Genomic DNA, 14,607 nt, shown 5'->3' with positions numbered 1-14,607 from the left:
ATAATGAATTTTAAAGAGATAACAGATCTTGTCTTTCAGGGGTGCGATCTTCCAAATACAGCATCAATGGCTGACGAGTACGCCTATCACATACTAACTTGTATCAACTATGAATATAAAAACAAGCTGATTTCTCGTGAAAATGCAACGAGAAAAAAGGAGCGGCTGATTAGCGAGTACGAAGAACTGAAACAGAAAGAAGAGACCTTAGAAACGGTTCTTGCATATCAAGCTGGAAACATTGGAACGAGCGAACAAATTAGGATCAGAATCAACCATGCAGTAAATAAAGGAGAGATGTCTAAAGAGCTGTTTCTTGAAGCGGTGAAATGCATCGGCCTGATGTGTGGGACGCTTTCACAGTACAAGACGTGTGAGAAGTTGTTGAAAGAGGTGGAGTATGAAGAACAAGAAACAATGCCCATCTGAAGCGGTTTCGGGGCAACTCACCTTTGAAGGGGCGGCGTATGAGGAGTGTATGAAGATCGCCATGTGCATGATGGATATGTGCGATACGGTGTATATGCTTGCGGGCTGGCGGAACAGCAGAGGAGCAAACAGAGAATACGGATATGCGCTGGGAAGGGACATGACGGTTTTGATGGAGGAGACGGAAGACCATGGTCAATCGATATAATCGGAAGGTGCCATGTCTGCGTTGCATGGATTTGGATTCGAGGTGATAAGGGTGCTCAGTAAATACATGAACTTCAACCGGATCGCAAAGCACTTGCATGAATAGGTAATATAAGATAGAATATTTACAAGCAATATAAACACTGAAAGGTATAAGGTGGGAGATTGACAAAAGGGGAATTAGAGCAGCTGAGATCGTTGATCAACGAAGCCCGACACCTGCAAGAAGAACTGCACAGCCTGCCCTTTACCTCAGACAGCGTAAGGGGATCCATGATCGAGCATCCGTACATAGAGCGCACAATACTGATTGACGGCGTTGATGAGTCTCGATGTGTTCGGTTACGAAAACGGCTGGAAAGAAAACTTGCGGACATACAGGACGAGATCGAGAGAATGGAGGACTGGCTGGACGGCGTTGACGATCCAGAGATGCGGGACATTCTGAGGATGCGATACCGCAATGGTCTCAGTTGGCGGCGAGTGGCGGGCGAATTGGGCTATGCAGACGAGAGCGTGGTTCGAAAAAGATATGATAGATTTTTGAAAATGACCGAAAAATCCGAAATGTAGTGTGCTATTATGATATTGGGTGAAAGTGACTAATAGGTATCTACCCACCCACAGAAGCCTTCCGGAGACGGAGGGCTCTCTGATATAACAAACGAACCGTAGGTGATCAGCCTGCGGTTTTGTTGTTTCTCCTCCTTATTTGGCCCCGGCGGAGGTCGGGGCTTTTAGCTTGCCTTTTCTGGTTGGATTTGGTAGAATAATGGCGGAAAGAGGGTGGAAATTACATGTTTGATTTAAAAGAAATTATTCGTGTATCACGAGAAAAAGGAACGGAAAGATTTGAGTTTGAAGCGGAATACACAAACAGTAATGAAGGCAAAAAAAATGATTAGTTTTATGACTATTACGAGAAATGTCAGGAAGGTAAATGATTGGGGAAGAGAGGAGGACGCGGACGAATTTGTAGGTTTAAATGAAGATGGGTGGATTCTATATTCACATGATATAGAATACGGAGCAGGCGAACCTAAAATAAAAAATGAGAAAACTCAACCACTAAGCGATGAAAATGTATATGATTTGCTAATGGGTGATACATTTGGCACGAAGCAGTTTCTACAATTTATGGCTACTGCTTATAAATTTTATTAAATAACACCGAAAGGGAAGGAGGTGGCATTGATGTTTACTGGAAAGAAACAAAAATTTGCAGAAGAATATCTCATTGATCTCAATGCCACCCAGGCGGCGATCAGGGCGGGGTACAGCCCTAAAACGGCCCACAGCCAGGGGCAACGACTGTTGAAGGATGTTGATGTCGCAAACTACATAAAACAGCGGCAAAAACAATTACAGAAGAAAACAGAGATAACCCAGGAGCGAGTATTAGCGGAGTACGCCAAGCTCGCTTTTTTCGACCCCAGAAACCTGTTTGAGACGGACGGCAGCCCGAAGTCGATCACCGAGCTGGACGACGAGACGGCGGCTGCTCTGGCCGGTCTGGATGTGCAGGAGGTCTTCGAGGGCGTCGGGTCTAACCGAGTCTTCGCTGGCTACATCAAAAAATACAAACTGGCAGACAAACGAGGAGCACTGGACAGCTTGGCGCGGCATCTGGGTATGTTCACGGATAAGGTAGAGATTAAGGGAGAAGTCAATAACCCTTATGCTGCGCTCTCCACCGAGGATTTGAAGAAGCTGATCGGCGATGGATAAAGAACTCATAACGTTGGGAGCAAAGATCGAACTTGCGAGACGTGAGTTCTTTTTTTATTGCCAGCTTAAGGCTCCTGGCTTCTATCAGAGCAACCGGAAGTATCTTGTGGAACTTTGTAACGATTTTCAGCAATTCCTTGAATCTGATGACGAGGTAATGATTCTTAATCTTCCACCGCGCCACGGAAAGAGCCGGACTGCGGGCCTGTTTGTCGAGTGGGTACTGGGTCGGGATCATACTGCAAAGATCATGACCGGATCATATAACGAGACACTATCAACCATGTTTTCGAAAAACGTTCGCGATGATATTCAGGAGACCAAGGCGGATCAGTATAAGCCAGTGTTTTCCGATGTCTTCGCCGGCGTCCGAATCAAACAGGGTGACGGTGCGATGAATCTATGGAGCTTAGAGGGCGGATACAATAACTATCTCGCCACGTCTCCCACGGGCACAGCCACAGGGTTCGGCTGTTCCTTGATGATTATCGATGACCTGATCAAAAACGCTCAGGAGGCCTATAACGCCGATGTGCTGGAAAAACAATGGGACTGGTTTACCAATACGATGTTTTCCCGTCTGGAGGAGGGTGGAAAGATAATTATCATCATGACCAGATGGGCCACCGGTGATCTGGCCGGCCGGGCGCTGGATCATTTCAAAGAGGCGGGGACCAAAATCCGGCACATCAGTATGAAGGCGTTACAGGATGATGGGACGATGCTCTGTCCTGAGATTCTTTCGAGAAGATCATACGAGACAAAGAAAAAAGCAATGGGGGCGGATATCGCCTCAGCGAACTACCAGCAGGAACCGATTGACCTCAAAGGACGGTTGTACAGCAGTTTCAAGACCTATACGGATATTCCGAGGGACGAGAACGGAAACCCGCTGTTTACCCGAATCTGCAACTATACGGATACGGCTGACACGGGAGAAGATTATCTGTGCTCCATCAACTACGGCATTTACAACAATGAGGCGTATATTCTCGATGTCCTTTACACCAAAGAGCCGATGGAGGTTACGGAGCCGGCCACGGCGCAGATGCTTCATGACGGCGGTGTCAATACAGCGGACATTGAGAGCAACAACGGCGGTCGAGGGTTTGCCCGGTCTGTCGAACGAATACTGGCGGAGCGGTACGGGAGCAATCGCTGTTCCGTTCGATGGTTCCACCAGTCGAAAAACAAGCAGGCGCGAATACTGTCAAACGCAACGTGGGTCATGAATCACGTTTATTATCCCGTTAACTGGCGGGATTGCTGGCCAGAATATTATGATGCGATGATCAAGTATCAGCGGGAGGGAAAAAACGCCCACGATGACGCGCCTGACGCCACAACGGGAATTGCAGAGAAGATGGAGAAAAAGGGTGGCGTGTCCGTCCTGAAGCCGAAAGGAAGGTGAGCATAGTAATGGAAATAGAAGCGGTCAAAGAGCTGCTGAAGACCTCTGCGATTGCGCACGGAAAGTTTGTGCGCGACGCGGAGGAAGCAGAACGCTATTACCGAAATGAAACAGATATCCTAAAGCGCGGCGCAGTGGTTCGTAAGGAATGCGATGATCCGCTCAGAAACGCAGATAACCGCATTCCCAGCAATTTTCATGGGTTACTCGTAAATCAGGAGGCCGCATATGGTTTTTCGGACCCTCCTATGTTTGATCTGGGAAATGACGCGGCGAACAAACGTCTGAGGGAAATTCTGGGCGACCGATATGCAAAGTTCTGCAAGGACATGTGCATCAATGCAAGCAACTGCAAGGTCGCCTGGGCTCACGTCTGGAAGGATGATGACAATCATCCGCAGTATGCGGCCATCGATCCGAAACAGATCATTCCGTTTTGGACAAACGATCTCAATCGCAAACTGTCCGCGGTGATTCGCTCCTACGTGGAACTGCTGGACGACGGGAAACGGTACGAGATCATAGAGGTGTGGACGGACACGGAATGCGCGGTATATCGGAAGCTGGTAACGGCAGGAACGTACCGTACCATACAACCGCACTTTGTATTTGGCAGAGAAGAGCCGACGAATGTATATCGGCACGAATTCGGTCTCGTCCCCTTTATCCCGTTTTTCAACAACAACGTTCCGTCAAACGATCTCAAAAATATTAAAAGCCTGATTGACGCTTATGACAAGGTGTACAGCGGCTTTCTCAATGACCTTGAAGATATCCAGGAGGTCATTTTTATTTTGTCGGGATACAGCGGCACCGACCTGGACGAGTTTACCGGCGCTCTAAAAAAGTACAAAACCGTAAAGCTGGATGATGCGGGGGACAGTTCCGGCGGCCTGACTACGCTGACCATTGACATTCCGGTTGAGGCACGGGAGAAAATGCTCAATATGACGCGCAAAGCAATCTTTGAACAGGGGCAGGGAATTGACCCGGATCCGGCTAACTTTGGAAATTCGTCAGGTGTGGCGCTGGGGTACCTTTATTCTCTCTTGGAACTCAAGATGGGGTTAAAAGAGACAGAATTCCGCCTGGGATTCGGAGAACTGATCCGCGTGCTCGGGAAGTTTGGAGGATTTGAGGTTGGAGAAATCCGCCAGACGTGGACGCGGACTAGGGTGACCAACGACACGGAGCTGGCAGACATCGCACAGAAAAGCGTCGGGATTATCTCGGACAAGACAATCATCGAGCGTCATCCGTGGGTAGAGGATGTGGAGGAGGAAAAGAAACGGCTGGAGAACCAGAAGGCAAAGGAGGATACCGTTTATAAAGATGCTTTTCCGCCGGCTGATCCGATAGAGGGTGATGGTGATGAAGAATAGTGCCTATTGGAGGAAACGTTTCGCAAAGTTGGAAGAGTCGCTGCTGAACAAGGGCGAAGCTTACATGGTGGATTTAGACCGGGAGTTTAAAAAGGCCACAGCTTCCATCGAAAAGGATCTTGCAATCTGGTATCAGCGTATGGCGGACAATAACGGCATCAGTCTTCAGGAGGCAAAGCGGCTGCTGGACGCCAAGGAGCTCGAAGAATTCAAATGGACAGTCGAGGAATACATAAGAGCGGGGCGGGAAAATGCGATTGATCAGCGCTGGCTGAAGGAGTTGGAAAACGCTTCTGCAAGAATTCATATTTCTCGGCTGGAAGCGGTCAAGCTGCAGCTTCAGCAGCAGGCGGAGGCACTTTATGGGAACCATCTGGACGATACCGATGCCCTTTTGCGAAATATCTATACAGAGGGGTACTATCGCACTGCGTTCGAGATTCAGCGCGCAGCGGGTGTCGGGTGGACTATGGCGGCTATTGATGTAAACCGGATAGACAAAGTCCTCTCAAAGCCTTGGGCGGCTGACGGATCGAATTTCAGCGCGAGAATCTGGAAAGATCGGACAAAGCTGGTTGACGAACTACACACACAGCTTACGCAGATGATTATCCGGGGCGAAGCGCCGGATCGGGCGATCAAGGCAATCGCGAAACGGTTCGGGGTCGGTAAAATGAGGGCCGGGACGTTGGTTATGACAGAGTCTGCATTCTTTGCGTCGGCATCACAACGGGATTGCTTTAATGATCTCGGGGTAGAACGTTATGAGCTGGTAGAGACACTGGACAGCCAGACGTGCGGCGTATGCGGCGATCTCGACGGTAAGGTATTCAAAATGTCAGATTTCAAAGTAGGCGTAACCGCGCCGCCTTTTCATCCGCGTTGCCGTGGGACGACGTGTCCGTATTTTAACGACGAGTTTACCGAGGGCGAGGTTCGGGCAGCCAGGGGCAAGGACGGAAAGACGACGATGGTTCCGAATATGACGTATAAAGAGTGGCGGAAGCAATATGTTTCCGAAGGTGGACTAGGCGCAGGTGGAGGCGCAATCACCTCGATAGCACCACCCAAATTCGTCGAACGAATTGACAGAGATAATACAGCGCTGGTAGAATCAAAGCTAAGAGAGTATGAAGCGCTCATACGTGATTCTAACGAAGAACATGCTTATGTAATCCTCAAGAATGGAAAGGTATATCATTTTGTAGGAGACAAAAACGGTGTGAATCCATTAGCGTTGGGTGAAGTATTAAACGGATCTATTATGACTCACAATCATCCGGCTGGGTCGAACAACGAGTACTCTTTTAGCAATCAAGATATTGGATTATTTAGAGATTGCAAGCTAGCGAAACTTCGTGGCATTGATGAAAAGTACATATACGAGCTATCGAGGGAATCGAAATCAGTGGAGCCATCCGCAAGATCGGTCTTTGAAATTGCCGAAGGTGACGGCCGCCACGAAAAAGTGAAACAAATTGCGAAGGATATAAAGGTGGGGTATTGGAGGAAAAAGCGTGACTAGGGAAGAGAAGAATGAGCTCGCCCAAGAAGAGTGGGAACAAGCACTTAGAGAGAACATCGAAGAGTCCGAAGCGATGGAAAAGAAATTGAAAGCGGAAGGGAAGTACGTAGGCGGGCTGGACACGAATCAAGAATATTTCCGCCCGATTGATGAGAAATTAAACCGCAGGCTAAAAGAGATACAGGAAAAATATAGATAGAATCAGTTTGGCAGCAGGAGACCTTTCGGGGTCTCTTTTATTATGCGCTCCGAAGAGCTTAAACTACGGGGAGACACCCCGGAACAACTGGCAAGGGAGACACCCATAAAAACTGAAATCGTGAGACACACGGAAAACTGGAGGTAAGGAAATGTTAAAGGGAAGATTATTCGGAAGATTTTTGCCGTTGCTGGAGGCAGATGGGACTGGTGGCGGAGCCGCTGGAGCAGGCGACCAGGGAGCCACTGGAGGTCAGGCCGGAGCTGGCGCTCAGGCAGGAGCGGGCGCAGGCACCGGAGTAGCCGCTGGAGGACAACCCGGAGGCCAGGGCGCACCCACTTTTGACCTTGAGAAGGTAATGGAGCTTGTTGCAGGAGCACAGAACGTCAAAGAGGACGCTGTCTTAAAAAACTACTTCAAACAGCAGGGTTTGAGTCAGGATGAGATTCAGCAGGCAATCGCCACTTTTAAGAGCGAAAAAGCAAAGAACCAACCCGACCCCATTGCGTTAAAAAAGGAGGTGGAAACGGCAAAAGAGACGGCACAGAAGGCTATTGTAGAAAGCAAGGCTGTTCTGATGGCAGTGGAACTGGGCGTTGAAGCAAAATCTATTCCTTATGTGCTCAAGCTGGCTGATATGAGCAAAGCGGTCAAGGACGACGGCACGACGGACGATGAGGCAATCAAGGCGGCGATCAACAAGGTGCTTGAGGACGTACCCGCATTCAAGGGCTCTGGGGCCCTGGCGGGACCAGGAAAACCCGGCTACATTCCAAAGGCTGGCGGAGACCCCGCAAAGACCAGCAGGGCAGCGGCAATCGCTGCTGCACGTAAAGAGGCGGCGAAAACGGATAACCCCTACGCTTCGGCGTGGGCACAAAAGTAAGGAGGCAAATCATGTATTACAAAAACATCCCGGCGCAGAGTTCGCCGGAATTTCTTGCAAGCGAAAAATTCGTGTCGTTTACAGCGACGGCGGTTTCCGAGGGCGTAACAGCCGACGAAAACGGCGACAAGTACGTCAAGGCCGGTACCCTGATCGGGGCGAGCGGTAAGGCGGTAAAGATTACCCGCAGCGGGTCGTCCGGCAGTTACACCTATACGCTGTCCGAGGACCCCGCTGGCATTACAATGAGCACGGTCAACGTCAGATACGGAGATCAGCCGGTTGGTGTGCTGGTGGAGGGATACGTTATCCCTGAGCGTCTTCAGGGCGACTACATCGTGGAGGCAGCCGAGCAGATCAAGGCGAAGCTCCCCGAAGTTAAATTTAGATAGGAGGGAAATATCATGACAATCGAAGAATTACTGTCTGCACAGGAACTGATAAATTACATCAAAGAGCGCCCGACGATTCCTATGTTGGGTCCGACGCTCTTCCCGGAGCGTAAAATCGAAGGCTTAAAAGCAGAGTTGATAAAGGGCGCCGGAGGTCTGCCGATATCCGCGAGCATCCACGGATTCGACACAGAAGCAGAGATAGGCGGACGAGATGGTGTGAACTATGACCTTGCAGAGTTGGCATTTATAAAAAGAAAGAAGCGTTTAACGGAAGAACAGATCATCCAGTTGGAAAGCCCAAGAAACAGCATGGAAGAGCAGCAGATTATTGACAAGATATTCAACGACGTCGAGGAGTTGGCGGAAAACATTGAAACCAGAGTAGAAGCCCTGCGCATGGAAGCGCTGTCAACTGGGAAGTTGGCGATCAACGAAAACGGGGTCAAGCTCGCCATCGACTACGGTGCTCCGACAGATCACAAGAAATCATTTACATGGGGGAGCGGAACGCCGGATATTTTACAGGACATTTACGACGCCTGCGACAAGATCGTTGATGACACCGGGTTTACGCCGACGCGAGCCCTGACCAGTAAGAGAAATCTGAACATCATTTTAAGAGATGAGAAGATTCGGAAGGGCACACTTGGAGTGAACAGCGATAAACTTTTGTCCCAGGCTGAGCTGAACGCCTTCCTGAGTTCGCAGGGTCTTCCGACCATCGCGATCTACGACAAGAAATTCCGCAAAGACAACAAAAAGGGAGGATACACCGTAAATAGATTCTTCCCGGAGGCAGGTTTTATCTTGATGCCTGATGGCATGATGGGCGAGACCCTGTACGGCCTCACTGCGGAGGAGCTGGAATTACGCAAAAATCCCGCTGTTGACATGGAAACAATCGGGAATATCACCGTTGTGCAGTATGCCACCATCGATCCAGTCGCTAAGTGGACTAAGGCCGTTGCTACCGCGCTTCCGTCCTTCCCGTATGCTGATCAGGTCTTTATGGCCACGATCGCATAATGGTGGCGGCCATGAATGAGGACATAAAAAAGCGGCTGGAATCCCTTGGGTATGCCGTCCAAGATGGAGATTCATGGCCGATTCAATTTATCTGGGAGAAAACGGAAAAAGAAATTTTGATCAAAACAAATCAAAAGAAAGTGCCGGACGATCTGTATAACGCTATGGTGGATGCAGTCTGCGGCGCTTTTCTTTTGCAGAAAAAGCAGATGGGGCTGCTTGGCGAGGCGGAAACGGCGTTGATCGTATCGAAGATCAAAGAAGGTGACACCGACGTGAGCTTTCAGGAGGGCGTGAACCCTGACTCCCAGTTCCTTTCTGCTGTGTCGAGCTTATCAGTGATCGACAAACGCCTGATACTTAAATACAGAAAGTTGGTGTTTCGGTGAATCTGGATAGCGCTTATAAGGCAGTCAGGAAAGCGATCGAAAGCCAGTATGATGATATTTGCACCATCATAGCCTATATGGACATTAAGAACCCTGAAACAAAGCGTACCACGCAAAGAGAGGTTGTTGTAGTCGCGAATCAACCATGCAAGATATCCTTTGAGTCGATCCCTGCGGCAACGGGCACGGAGACGGGAGCGGCTCTGAAACAGACAATTCGGTTATTTATTGCACCGGAGATCACCATTCATCCCGGCAGCAAAATAAAAGTAACCCACCACGCAGCCACTGCTGAGTATGGTTTCAGCGGTGATCCAGCGGTTTATCGGACGCATCAGGAAATCGAATTGGTGAATTGGAAGGAGTGGGCGTAATGGCTACAGGGATTCGGGTCGATGTTCGGCAGCTCCAACGGTTAAACAGTAAATTGAAACAGTTTGCAGATTCCGGAGTGGAGCAACTATGCGAAGAATGTGCAAAAGAACTTGCGGCACGGCTGCTCAGAAAAGTAACAAAGCGCACACCCGTAGGACAATATAATAAGCCTGTCAATTTCAAAACAGCAGATGGGCGTACCGTGTCATTTACCCCACGATCTGCCAAAACCGGCGGAACATTGCGGCGCGGATGGACGGCGGCAACACATGCGGAAGCTGCTTCTGGAAGCGGAAACGGTAAAAATGCAAAGGATTATGTGAGTTCATCCCGTATATACCGCACTGGGGGGTTATATTGTATCAGGGTGTCCAATCCTGTACAATATGCCCCCTATGTGGAGTACGGGCATCGCACCGCAAATCATAACGGATGGGTACCGGGGAGATTCATGTTAACCATGTCAGTGCAGGAGCTTCAGGGTCAGGCACAGGGGATCGTAGAAAAGAAGTTAATGCGGTTTTTAGGGGGTGTTTTCAATGGGTCTGGGCAGTGATGTGATAGACGGCATTTCCGTTTGCCTGAGTGAAGAATTTGGGGATGAATACACCATATACAGTGAAGAAATCAAGCAGGGTTTAAAAGAACCCTGCTTTTTCATCTTCCCGCTGAATCCATCTCAAACACCGATGCCTGCAGCAAGATATGAGCGGAAGAATCCGTTTGATATCCACTATTTCCCCAAAAGTCGTTACGAGCGAAATAGTGAAATAGAAAATGTGGCGGATCGGCTTTACACGGCGCTGGAATATATCACAGTAAACGGAGACATGGTGCGGGGAACCAATTTTCATTATGAGGTCGTTGACGGCGTTTTACATTTTTTTGTATCGTATAACCTGTTTGTGATTCGGCAGGTACAGAAAACGCCGATGGAGCAGATGCAGGAAGACACTAAAATGAAAGGATGAACTATGACAGAGAAAAAGAAGAAGCTGGATCCCGAAATGGAATCTGCGATGGAATCAGAGCAGGCCCAGTATACAAAAGCGCAGATATTATCAAGTCGGCGCTATAAGGGCAAGCTCGATCTGGTTGGCGTGCTGCTGAAAGACGGAGAGACATACGGTATCGGTCAGGTAGATGGCATGATCGACAATTTTTTGAAAGGGGATGTAAGATAAATGGCATTAGGTGGAGGAACCTTCCTCACTCAGAATAAAGTGTTGCCGGGGGCATATATCAATTTTGTTTCTGCGTCAAAAGCATCGGCGGCCCTCTCTGACAGGGGTGTAGCGGCAATGGCGCTGGAACTGGACTGGGGTGTAGACGGTGAAGTTTTTCCAGTAACGCAGGTGGATTTAGAGAAAGAGTCCATGAAGATCTTTGGTTATGCGTTTACGGATGAAAAATTGAAAGGGATTAGAGATCTCTTTAAAAACGGGTTAAGAACAGCTTATTTGTACCGTCTTAACAGTGGGGAGAAAGCAACAAACGATTTTGCAACGGCGCGTTATAGTGGCGTAAAGGGCAACGATATCACAATCGTTATTTCGCCCAATGTGGACGATTCTACAGCCTTCGACGTGAAGACCGTGTTCGGCGCGAGGGAGGTGGACGCGCAGACAGTGAAGGTCATGGTGGATCTGAAGGACAACGATTATGTGACATGGAAGACCGGGGCGACACTGGCCGCCACAGCAGGGACTAAACTGACCGGAGGGACGAATAAGTCATCTGTTACTGGTGACGATTACCAGACGTTTCTTGACAAAATGGAAAGCTACAGCTTCAACGCTTTGGGGTGCTTATCTACAGACGAAGCTGTCTGCGCGCTCTTCACACAGTTCACAAAGCGTATGAGAAATGATGTGGGTGTAAAGTTCCAGGCGGTACTTTACCGGACTGCGGCAGATTTTGAGGGCGTGATCTCTGTGGAGAATCAGACGACGGATGAAGGGTGGCCGGAATCTTCGGCGGTATACTGGATGACCGGAGCTGAGGCGGGGTGCGCCGTGAATAAGTCCATGACCAACACAAAATACAACGGAGAATTTGCAGTAAACACAGATTTCAAGCAGAGCGATCTCGAAACCGGGATCAAAGCCGGAAAACTCATGCTTCACAAGGTAGGGGAAGACATACGGGTTCTTTCTGATATCAATACCTTTGTGACATTCACCGATGAGAAGAGCGCCGATTTTTCTGAGAATCAGACGATAAGAGTACTGGATCAGATTGGAAACGACGACGCACTGTTGTTCAATACGAAGTATCTGGGACAGGTTCCGAACGATGATGCGGGGAGAATCTCGCTGTGGAATGATATCGTCAAATTGCGTCAGGAGTTACAGACAATCCGTGCGATTGAGGGCTTTCAGTCAGATCATGTAACGGTTTCAGCCGGAGATACGAAGAAGGCTGTTGTGGTGCAGAATACCGTTCAGCCTGTTAATGCAATGACGCAACTGTATATGACAGTGATGATACAGTAAAGGAGTGATTAAAATGAATGAACCTTTGATGAACGCTACAGACGCAGTATATGGGGCACTGGCAGAATGTTACGTGACGCTGGACGGCAATCGTTACAAAATGATGCAGCTTCATGAGTTCGAATCCAAATACGAAGTTAATCTGATCGACGTTCCCATCTTGGGCAGGGTGACCGCTGGTAAAAAGCCCGGCGGCGGATCAGGCACATGGTCAGGAACCGCCCACTACAATCAGTCCGTATTTCGTAAATGGCTGTTGACTTACAAAAACACCGGAGTGCTGACTCCCTTTGACATTCAGGTGACGAACGAAGATAAGGGATCAAAATCAGGGAAACAGACGATCACGCATCGCGGCTGCTTGATCGACAGTATGATTCTTTCGAAGTTCTCCGCCGGGGACGAAATTTTAGACGAGGAACTCTCTGGAACGTTCGATGACTGGGATATGCCGCAGGAGTTCGACCTGCTGGATGGCATGCAGTAAATAAGAGATTGGGAACAACAAACATAATAAAACAAAAAGAAAGCCTTAGAGACTATCTGACAAGTGAGCAGTTAAAAGAAGTAGAACAGCTGGAAATGCTGGTCGGAAGCCTGATTGGGGTCGGAATGGGTTACAAAGAAATTAAGGATTTTATAGAAACAAAATACAAGTCGTCACTGCTGCTTGCATCGTAAGCGGCATTTTTTTAATCAGAAAGGAATCGAGAATATGAGCTTAAAATCTTTTTTAAAACAGTCTGCGATACTGCCGGAGAACCAGAAAGTGGTTGTATCAAATAGATTCGTCGACGAAGACGGCAAGCCGGAAGAATGGGAGATCCAGCCCATAACGGCCACAGAAAACGATAAGTTGATGGAAGAATGCATGAAACGGGTTGCAGTCGCTGGAAAGCGGGGCCAGTTTACAGAAACGATGGATCGTGGGAAGTATATGCGCTATCTGGCAGCGGCCTGCGTCGTATATCCGAATCTGAACGATCCTGAGATTCAGAATTCGTATGGAGCTATGAGCGCGGAAGAACTGATCGGAAAAATGTTGTTCCCCGGCGAACTTACCGCCTTGCTTGCTGCGGTAAACGAAATGACAGGATTCGACGCTCCAATAGAAGATAAGGTTGACGAAGCAAAAAACTAATCACGGGGGGCGATCTTGAAGCAAACATGGCCTATTACGCCCTCCACAAACTTCGGATTCTGCCAGGTGAGCTGATGGAGCTGCCGCGGGAGGAGCGGGCGTTTATCTATGCTGCAATTGACCTGCGGATCAAGGCGGAAAAAGAGGAAGAAAAAAAGATGAAGCGGAAAAAATAATGGTAATGACCTCCCTGTTACGGTATAATGATGGAAAAGATTGTCGCCTTTAGTAATGGGGAGGTAAAAGGGGATGGCTATATGTAATATTTGCGGGAACAAGGCGGGTCTCACTAGATTTAAGACCGTGGATGGGTGGATTTGCGCAAAGTGTTTTAAAAAGTGTGGATTTACGCTCACGACTCCTATTATGCAGTATGACACAAATAGGATAAAAGAGCTCCTCTATCAAAAAGAGCACAATCAAGCGGTTTCGGATAGTTTCGTACCCACTAAAAGCATAGGTAGTTTTATTGCGTTTGACGAAAATGATAAAAGAATAAAATTTTTAAATACAATGCAGGGACAGAAACCTCAGTATGTAGTGGTTAATTATGCAGACATTCTGGACTGTGACATAATCGAAGATTCTATGAGCAAAACTAACGGTGGTCTTGCAAACGCGATTGCGGGAGGTTTGATTGCCGGTGGAGTAGGTGCGGTAGTCGGGGCTTCGACAGCTTCCAGAACTTCAGGCAAATCGTATGTCAACGAACTTAAAGTCAAACTAACTATTAACAATCTTTCATCACCGACTGCCTATATTCAACTTATATCTTTTAAAGTAAAGACATCATCTGAAATATACAAGAACGCGAACATGTTTGCTAATGATATTCTTTCTTCAATTTCCGTTATCATGGCGGAGGGTAGACGAGAATGTGATGAATCAAGGCAGACGATTGATGCTGCTGAGGAGATAAGAAAATATAAATCGCTACTAGATGATTGCATAATTACAGAAGCTGAATTCAACGAAAAGAAAAAACAATTATTAAGACTGTAATAACAGGTGATTGATGG

Annotated in this window: 23 protein-coding genes; all 23 read left to right on the top strand. The window is 48.2% G+C overall.

Annotation, left to right across the window (positions count from 1 at the left end; all coding sequences use genetic code 11):
- Positions 1–3 precede the first annotated feature (3 nt).
- The 23 genes from E0E37_RS02755 (at position 4) to E0E37_RS02650 (ending at position 14,590) form a co-directional block, all read left to right on the top strand.
- On the top strand, positions 4–429 hold the full coding sequence (locus E0E37_RS02755) for a hypothetical protein (RefSeq protein WP_130861450.1): 426 nt from the start codon (positions 4–6) through the stop codon (positions 427–429).
- Positions 401–637: a DUF4406 domain-containing protein gene (locus tag E0E37_RS02750; RefSeq protein WP_130861449.1), complete on the top strand. Its 237-nt coding sequence runs from the start codon at positions 401–403 to the stop codon at positions 635–637. Before E0E37_RS02755 ends, E0E37_RS02750 begins: the two co-directional genes overlap by 29 nt.
- Before the next feature lie 164 nt (positions 638–801).
- Positions 802–1,209, top strand: a complete 408-nt coding sequence (locus E0E37_RS02745) for a hypothetical protein (protein ID WP_130861448.1) — start codon at positions 802–804, stop codon at positions 1,207–1,209.
- Between the two features lie 324 nt (positions 1,210–1,533).
- Positions 1,534–1,800: a hypothetical protein gene (locus E0E37_RS02740; protein WP_130861447.1), complete on the top strand. Its 267-nt coding sequence runs from the start codon at positions 1,534–1,536 to the stop codon at positions 1,798–1,800.
- Positions 1,801–1,830: 30 nt separating this feature from the next.
- Positions 1,831–2,364, top strand: coding sequence for a terminase small subunit (locus tag E0E37_RS02735; protein ID WP_130861446.1), 534 nt, complete (start codon positions 1,831–1,833; stop codon positions 2,362–2,364).
- Positions 2,357–3,775 (top strand): phage terminase large subunit, encoded by a 1,419-nt coding sequence (terL, locus tag E0E37_RS02730; RefSeq protein ID WP_130861445.1) that lies wholly within the window; start codon positions 2,357–2,359, stop codon positions 3,773–3,775. The genes E0E37_RS02735 and terL overlap by 8 nt, the downstream gene beginning before the upstream one ends.
- A gap of 8 nt (positions 3,776–3,783) precedes the next feature.
- Entirely contained in the window at positions 3,784–5,157 is a 1,374-nt protein-coding gene (locus tag E0E37_RS02725; protein ID WP_246019620.1) for a phage portal protein, read from the top strand.
- Entirely contained in the window at positions 5,147–6,682 is a 1,536-nt protein-coding gene (locus E0E37_RS02720) for a minor capsid protein (RefSeq protein ID WP_130861443.1), read from the top strand. The genes E0E37_RS02725 and E0E37_RS02720 overlap by 11 nt, the downstream gene beginning before the upstream one ends.
- The gene (locus E0E37_RS02715) at positions 6,675–6,881 is read left to right on the top strand and encodes a hypothetical protein (RefSeq protein ID WP_130861442.1); all 207 of its coding nucleotides are present in this window, start codon (positions 6,675–6,677) and stop codon (positions 6,879–6,881) included. The genes E0E37_RS02720 and E0E37_RS02715 overlap by 8 nt, the downstream gene beginning before the upstream one ends.
- A gap of 151 nt (positions 6,882–7,032) precedes the next feature.
- Positions 7,033–7,767, top strand: a complete 735-nt coding sequence (locus E0E37_RS02710; RefSeq protein ID WP_130861441.1) for a hypothetical protein — start codon at positions 7,033–7,035, stop codon at positions 7,765–7,767.
- An 11-nt stretch (positions 7,768–7,778) separates the two neighbouring features.
- Positions 7,779–8,159, top strand: coding sequence for a hypothetical protein (locus tag E0E37_RS02705; protein WP_130861440.1), 381 nt, complete (start codon positions 7,779–7,781; stop codon positions 8,157–8,159).
- A gap of 12 nt (positions 8,160–8,171) precedes the next feature.
- Complete coding sequence (locus tag E0E37_RS02700) at positions 8,172–9,188, top strand: major capsid protein (protein ID WP_246019619.1); 1,017 nt, start codon at positions 8,172–8,174, stop codon at positions 9,186–9,188.
- A complete protein-coding gene (locus tag E0E37_RS02695; RefSeq protein ID WP_130861438.1) occupies positions 9,188–9,577 on the top strand; it encodes a hypothetical protein in 390 nt (129 codons plus the stop codon). The genes E0E37_RS02700 and E0E37_RS02695 overlap by 1 nt, the downstream gene beginning before the upstream one ends.
- On the top strand, positions 9,574–9,951 hold the full coding sequence (locus E0E37_RS02690; RefSeq protein ID WP_130861437.1) for a hypothetical protein: 378 nt from the start codon (positions 9,574–9,576) through the stop codon (positions 9,949–9,951). Before E0E37_RS02695 ends, E0E37_RS02690 begins: the two co-directional genes overlap by 4 nt.
- Positions 9,951–10,508: an HK97 gp10 family phage protein gene (locus E0E37_RS02685; protein ID WP_130861436.1), complete on the top strand. Its 558-nt coding sequence runs from the start codon at positions 9,951–9,953 to the stop codon at positions 10,506–10,508. The genes E0E37_RS02690 and E0E37_RS02685 overlap by 1 nt, the downstream gene beginning before the upstream one ends.
- Positions 10,492–10,923, top strand: coding sequence for a phage tail terminator family protein (locus tag E0E37_RS02680; RefSeq protein ID WP_246019618.1), 432 nt, complete (start codon positions 10,492–10,494; stop codon positions 10,921–10,923). The genes E0E37_RS02685 and E0E37_RS02680 overlap by 17 nt, the downstream gene beginning before the upstream one ends.
- Positions 10,924–10,926: 3 nt before the next feature.
- The gene (locus E0E37_RS02675; RefSeq protein WP_130861435.1) at positions 10,927–11,136 is read left to right on the top strand and encodes a hypothetical protein; all 210 of its coding nucleotides are present in this window, start codon (positions 10,927–10,929) and stop codon (positions 11,134–11,136) included.
- Positions 11,137–12,447, top strand: a complete 1,311-nt coding sequence (locus E0E37_RS02670) for a phage tail sheath family protein (RefSeq protein WP_130861434.1) — start codon at positions 11,137–11,139, stop codon at positions 12,445–12,447.
- A gap of 13 nt (positions 12,448–12,460) precedes the next feature.
- Positions 12,461–12,934 (top strand): phage tail tube protein, encoded by a 474-nt coding sequence (locus E0E37_RS02665; protein ID WP_130861433.1) that lies wholly within the window; start codon positions 12,461–12,463, stop codon positions 12,932–12,934.
- Positions 12,935–12,942: 8 nt separating this feature from the next.
- The gene (locus E0E37_RS02660) at positions 12,943–13,128 is read left to right on the top strand and encodes a hypothetical protein (RefSeq protein ID WP_130861432.1); all 186 of its coding nucleotides are present in this window, start codon (positions 12,943–12,945) and stop codon (positions 13,126–13,128) included.
- Positions 13,129–13,162: 34 nt separating this feature from the next.
- A complete protein-coding gene (locus E0E37_RS02655; RefSeq protein WP_130861431.1) occupies positions 13,163–13,588 on the top strand; it encodes a phage tail assembly chaperone in 426 nt (141 codons plus the stop codon).
- Between the two features lie 26 nt (positions 13,589–13,614).
- Positions 13,615–13,764, top strand: a complete 150-nt coding sequence (locus tag E0E37_RS18480; protein ID WP_165445168.1) for a hypothetical protein — start codon at positions 13,615–13,617, stop codon at positions 13,762–13,764.
- Between the two features lie 73 nt (positions 13,765–13,837).
- Positions 13,838–14,590 carry a DUF4428 domain-containing protein gene (locus E0E37_RS02650; protein ID WP_130861430.1) on the top strand — a complete coding sequence of 251 codons (753 nt, stop codon included), beginning with the start codon at positions 13,838–13,840 and terminating at the stop codon, positions 14,588–14,590.
- Positions 14,591–14,607: the final 17 nt, after the last annotated feature.

The sequence above is a fragment of the Bacilliculturomica massiliensis genome (assembly GCF_900605495.1).
Lineage (GTDB): Bacteria > Bacillota > Clostridia > Peptostreptococcales > Anaerovoracaceae > Bacilliculturomica > Bacilliculturomica massiliensis.
The sequence above is the reverse complement of the archived record's forward strand: the minus strand, read 5'-3'. Positions and strand labels throughout refer to the sequence as shown.

Bases quoted from the DNA above. Each gene is read 5' to 3' on its own strand.
- E0E37_RS02720 (WP_130861443.1), top strand. From the start codon at position 5,147: ATGAAGAATAGTGCCTATTGGAGGAAACGTTTCGCAAAGTTGGAAGAG.
- E0E37_RS02680 (WP_246019618.1), top strand. From the start codon at position 10,492: ATGGGTCTGGGCAGTGATGTGATAGACGGCATTTCCGTTTGCCTGAGT.
- E0E37_RS18480 (WP_165445168.1), top strand. From the start codon at position 13,615: ATGGCCTATTACGCCCTCCACAAACTTCGGATTCTGCCAGGTGAGCTG.
- E0E37_RS02750 (WP_130861449.1), top strand. From the start codon at position 401: ATGAAGAACAAGAAACAATGCCCATCTGAAGCGGTTTCGGGGCAACTC.
- E0E37_RS02740 (WP_130861447.1), top strand. From the start codon at position 1,534: ATGATTAGTTTTATGACTATTACGAGAAATGTCAGGAAGGTAAATGAT.
- E0E37_RS02710 (WP_130861441.1), top strand. From the start codon at position 7,033: ATGTTAAAGGGAAGATTATTCGGAAGATTTTTGCCGTTGCTGGAGGCA.
- E0E37_RS02700 (WP_246019619.1), top strand. From the start codon at position 8,172: ATGACAATCGAAGAATTACTGTCTGCACAGGAACTGATAAATTACATC.
- E0E37_RS02675 (WP_130861435.1), top strand. From the start codon at position 10,927: ATGACAGAGAAAAAGAAGAAGCTGGATCCCGAAATGGAATCTGCGATG.
- E0E37_RS02655 (WP_130861431.1), top strand. From the start codon at position 13,163: ATGAGCTTAAAATCTTTTTTAAAACAGTCTGCGATACTGCCGGAGAAC.
- E0E37_RS02670 (WP_130861434.1), top strand. From the start codon at position 11,137: ATGGCATTAGGTGGAGGAACCTTCCTCACTCAGAATAAAGTGTTGCCG.
- E0E37_RS02725 (WP_246019620.1), top strand. From the start codon at position 3,784: ATGGAAATAGAAGCGGTCAAAGAGCTGCTGAAGACCTCTGCGATTGCG.
- E0E37_RS02650 (WP_130861430.1), top strand. From the start codon at position 13,838: ATGGCTATATGTAATATTTGCGGGAACAAGGCGGGTCTCACTAGATTT.
- E0E37_RS02735 (WP_130861446.1), top strand. From the start codon at position 1,831: ATGTTTACTGGAAAGAAACAAAAATTTGCAGAAGAATATCTCATTGAT.
- E0E37_RS02665 (WP_130861433.1), top strand. From the start codon at position 12,461: ATGAATGAACCTTTGATGAACGCTACAGACGCAGTATATGGGGCACTG.
- E0E37_RS02695 (WP_130861438.1), top strand. From the start codon at position 9,188: ATGGTGGCGGCCATGAATGAGGACATAAAAAAGCGGCTGGAATCCCTT.
- terL (WP_130861445.1), top strand. From the start codon at position 2,357: ATGGATAAAGAACTCATAACGTTGGGAGCAAAGATCGAACTTGCGAGA.
- E0E37_RS02755 (WP_130861450.1), top strand. From the start codon at position 4: ATGAATTTTAAAGAGATAACAGATCTTGTCTTTCAGGGGTGCGATCTT.
- E0E37_RS02685 (WP_130861436.1), top strand. From the start codon at position 9,951: ATGGCTACAGGGATTCGGGTCGATGTTCGGCAGCTCCAACGGTTAAAC.
- E0E37_RS02705 (WP_130861440.1), top strand. From the start codon at position 7,779: ATGTATTACAAAAACATCCCGGCGCAGAGTTCGCCGGAATTTCTTGCA.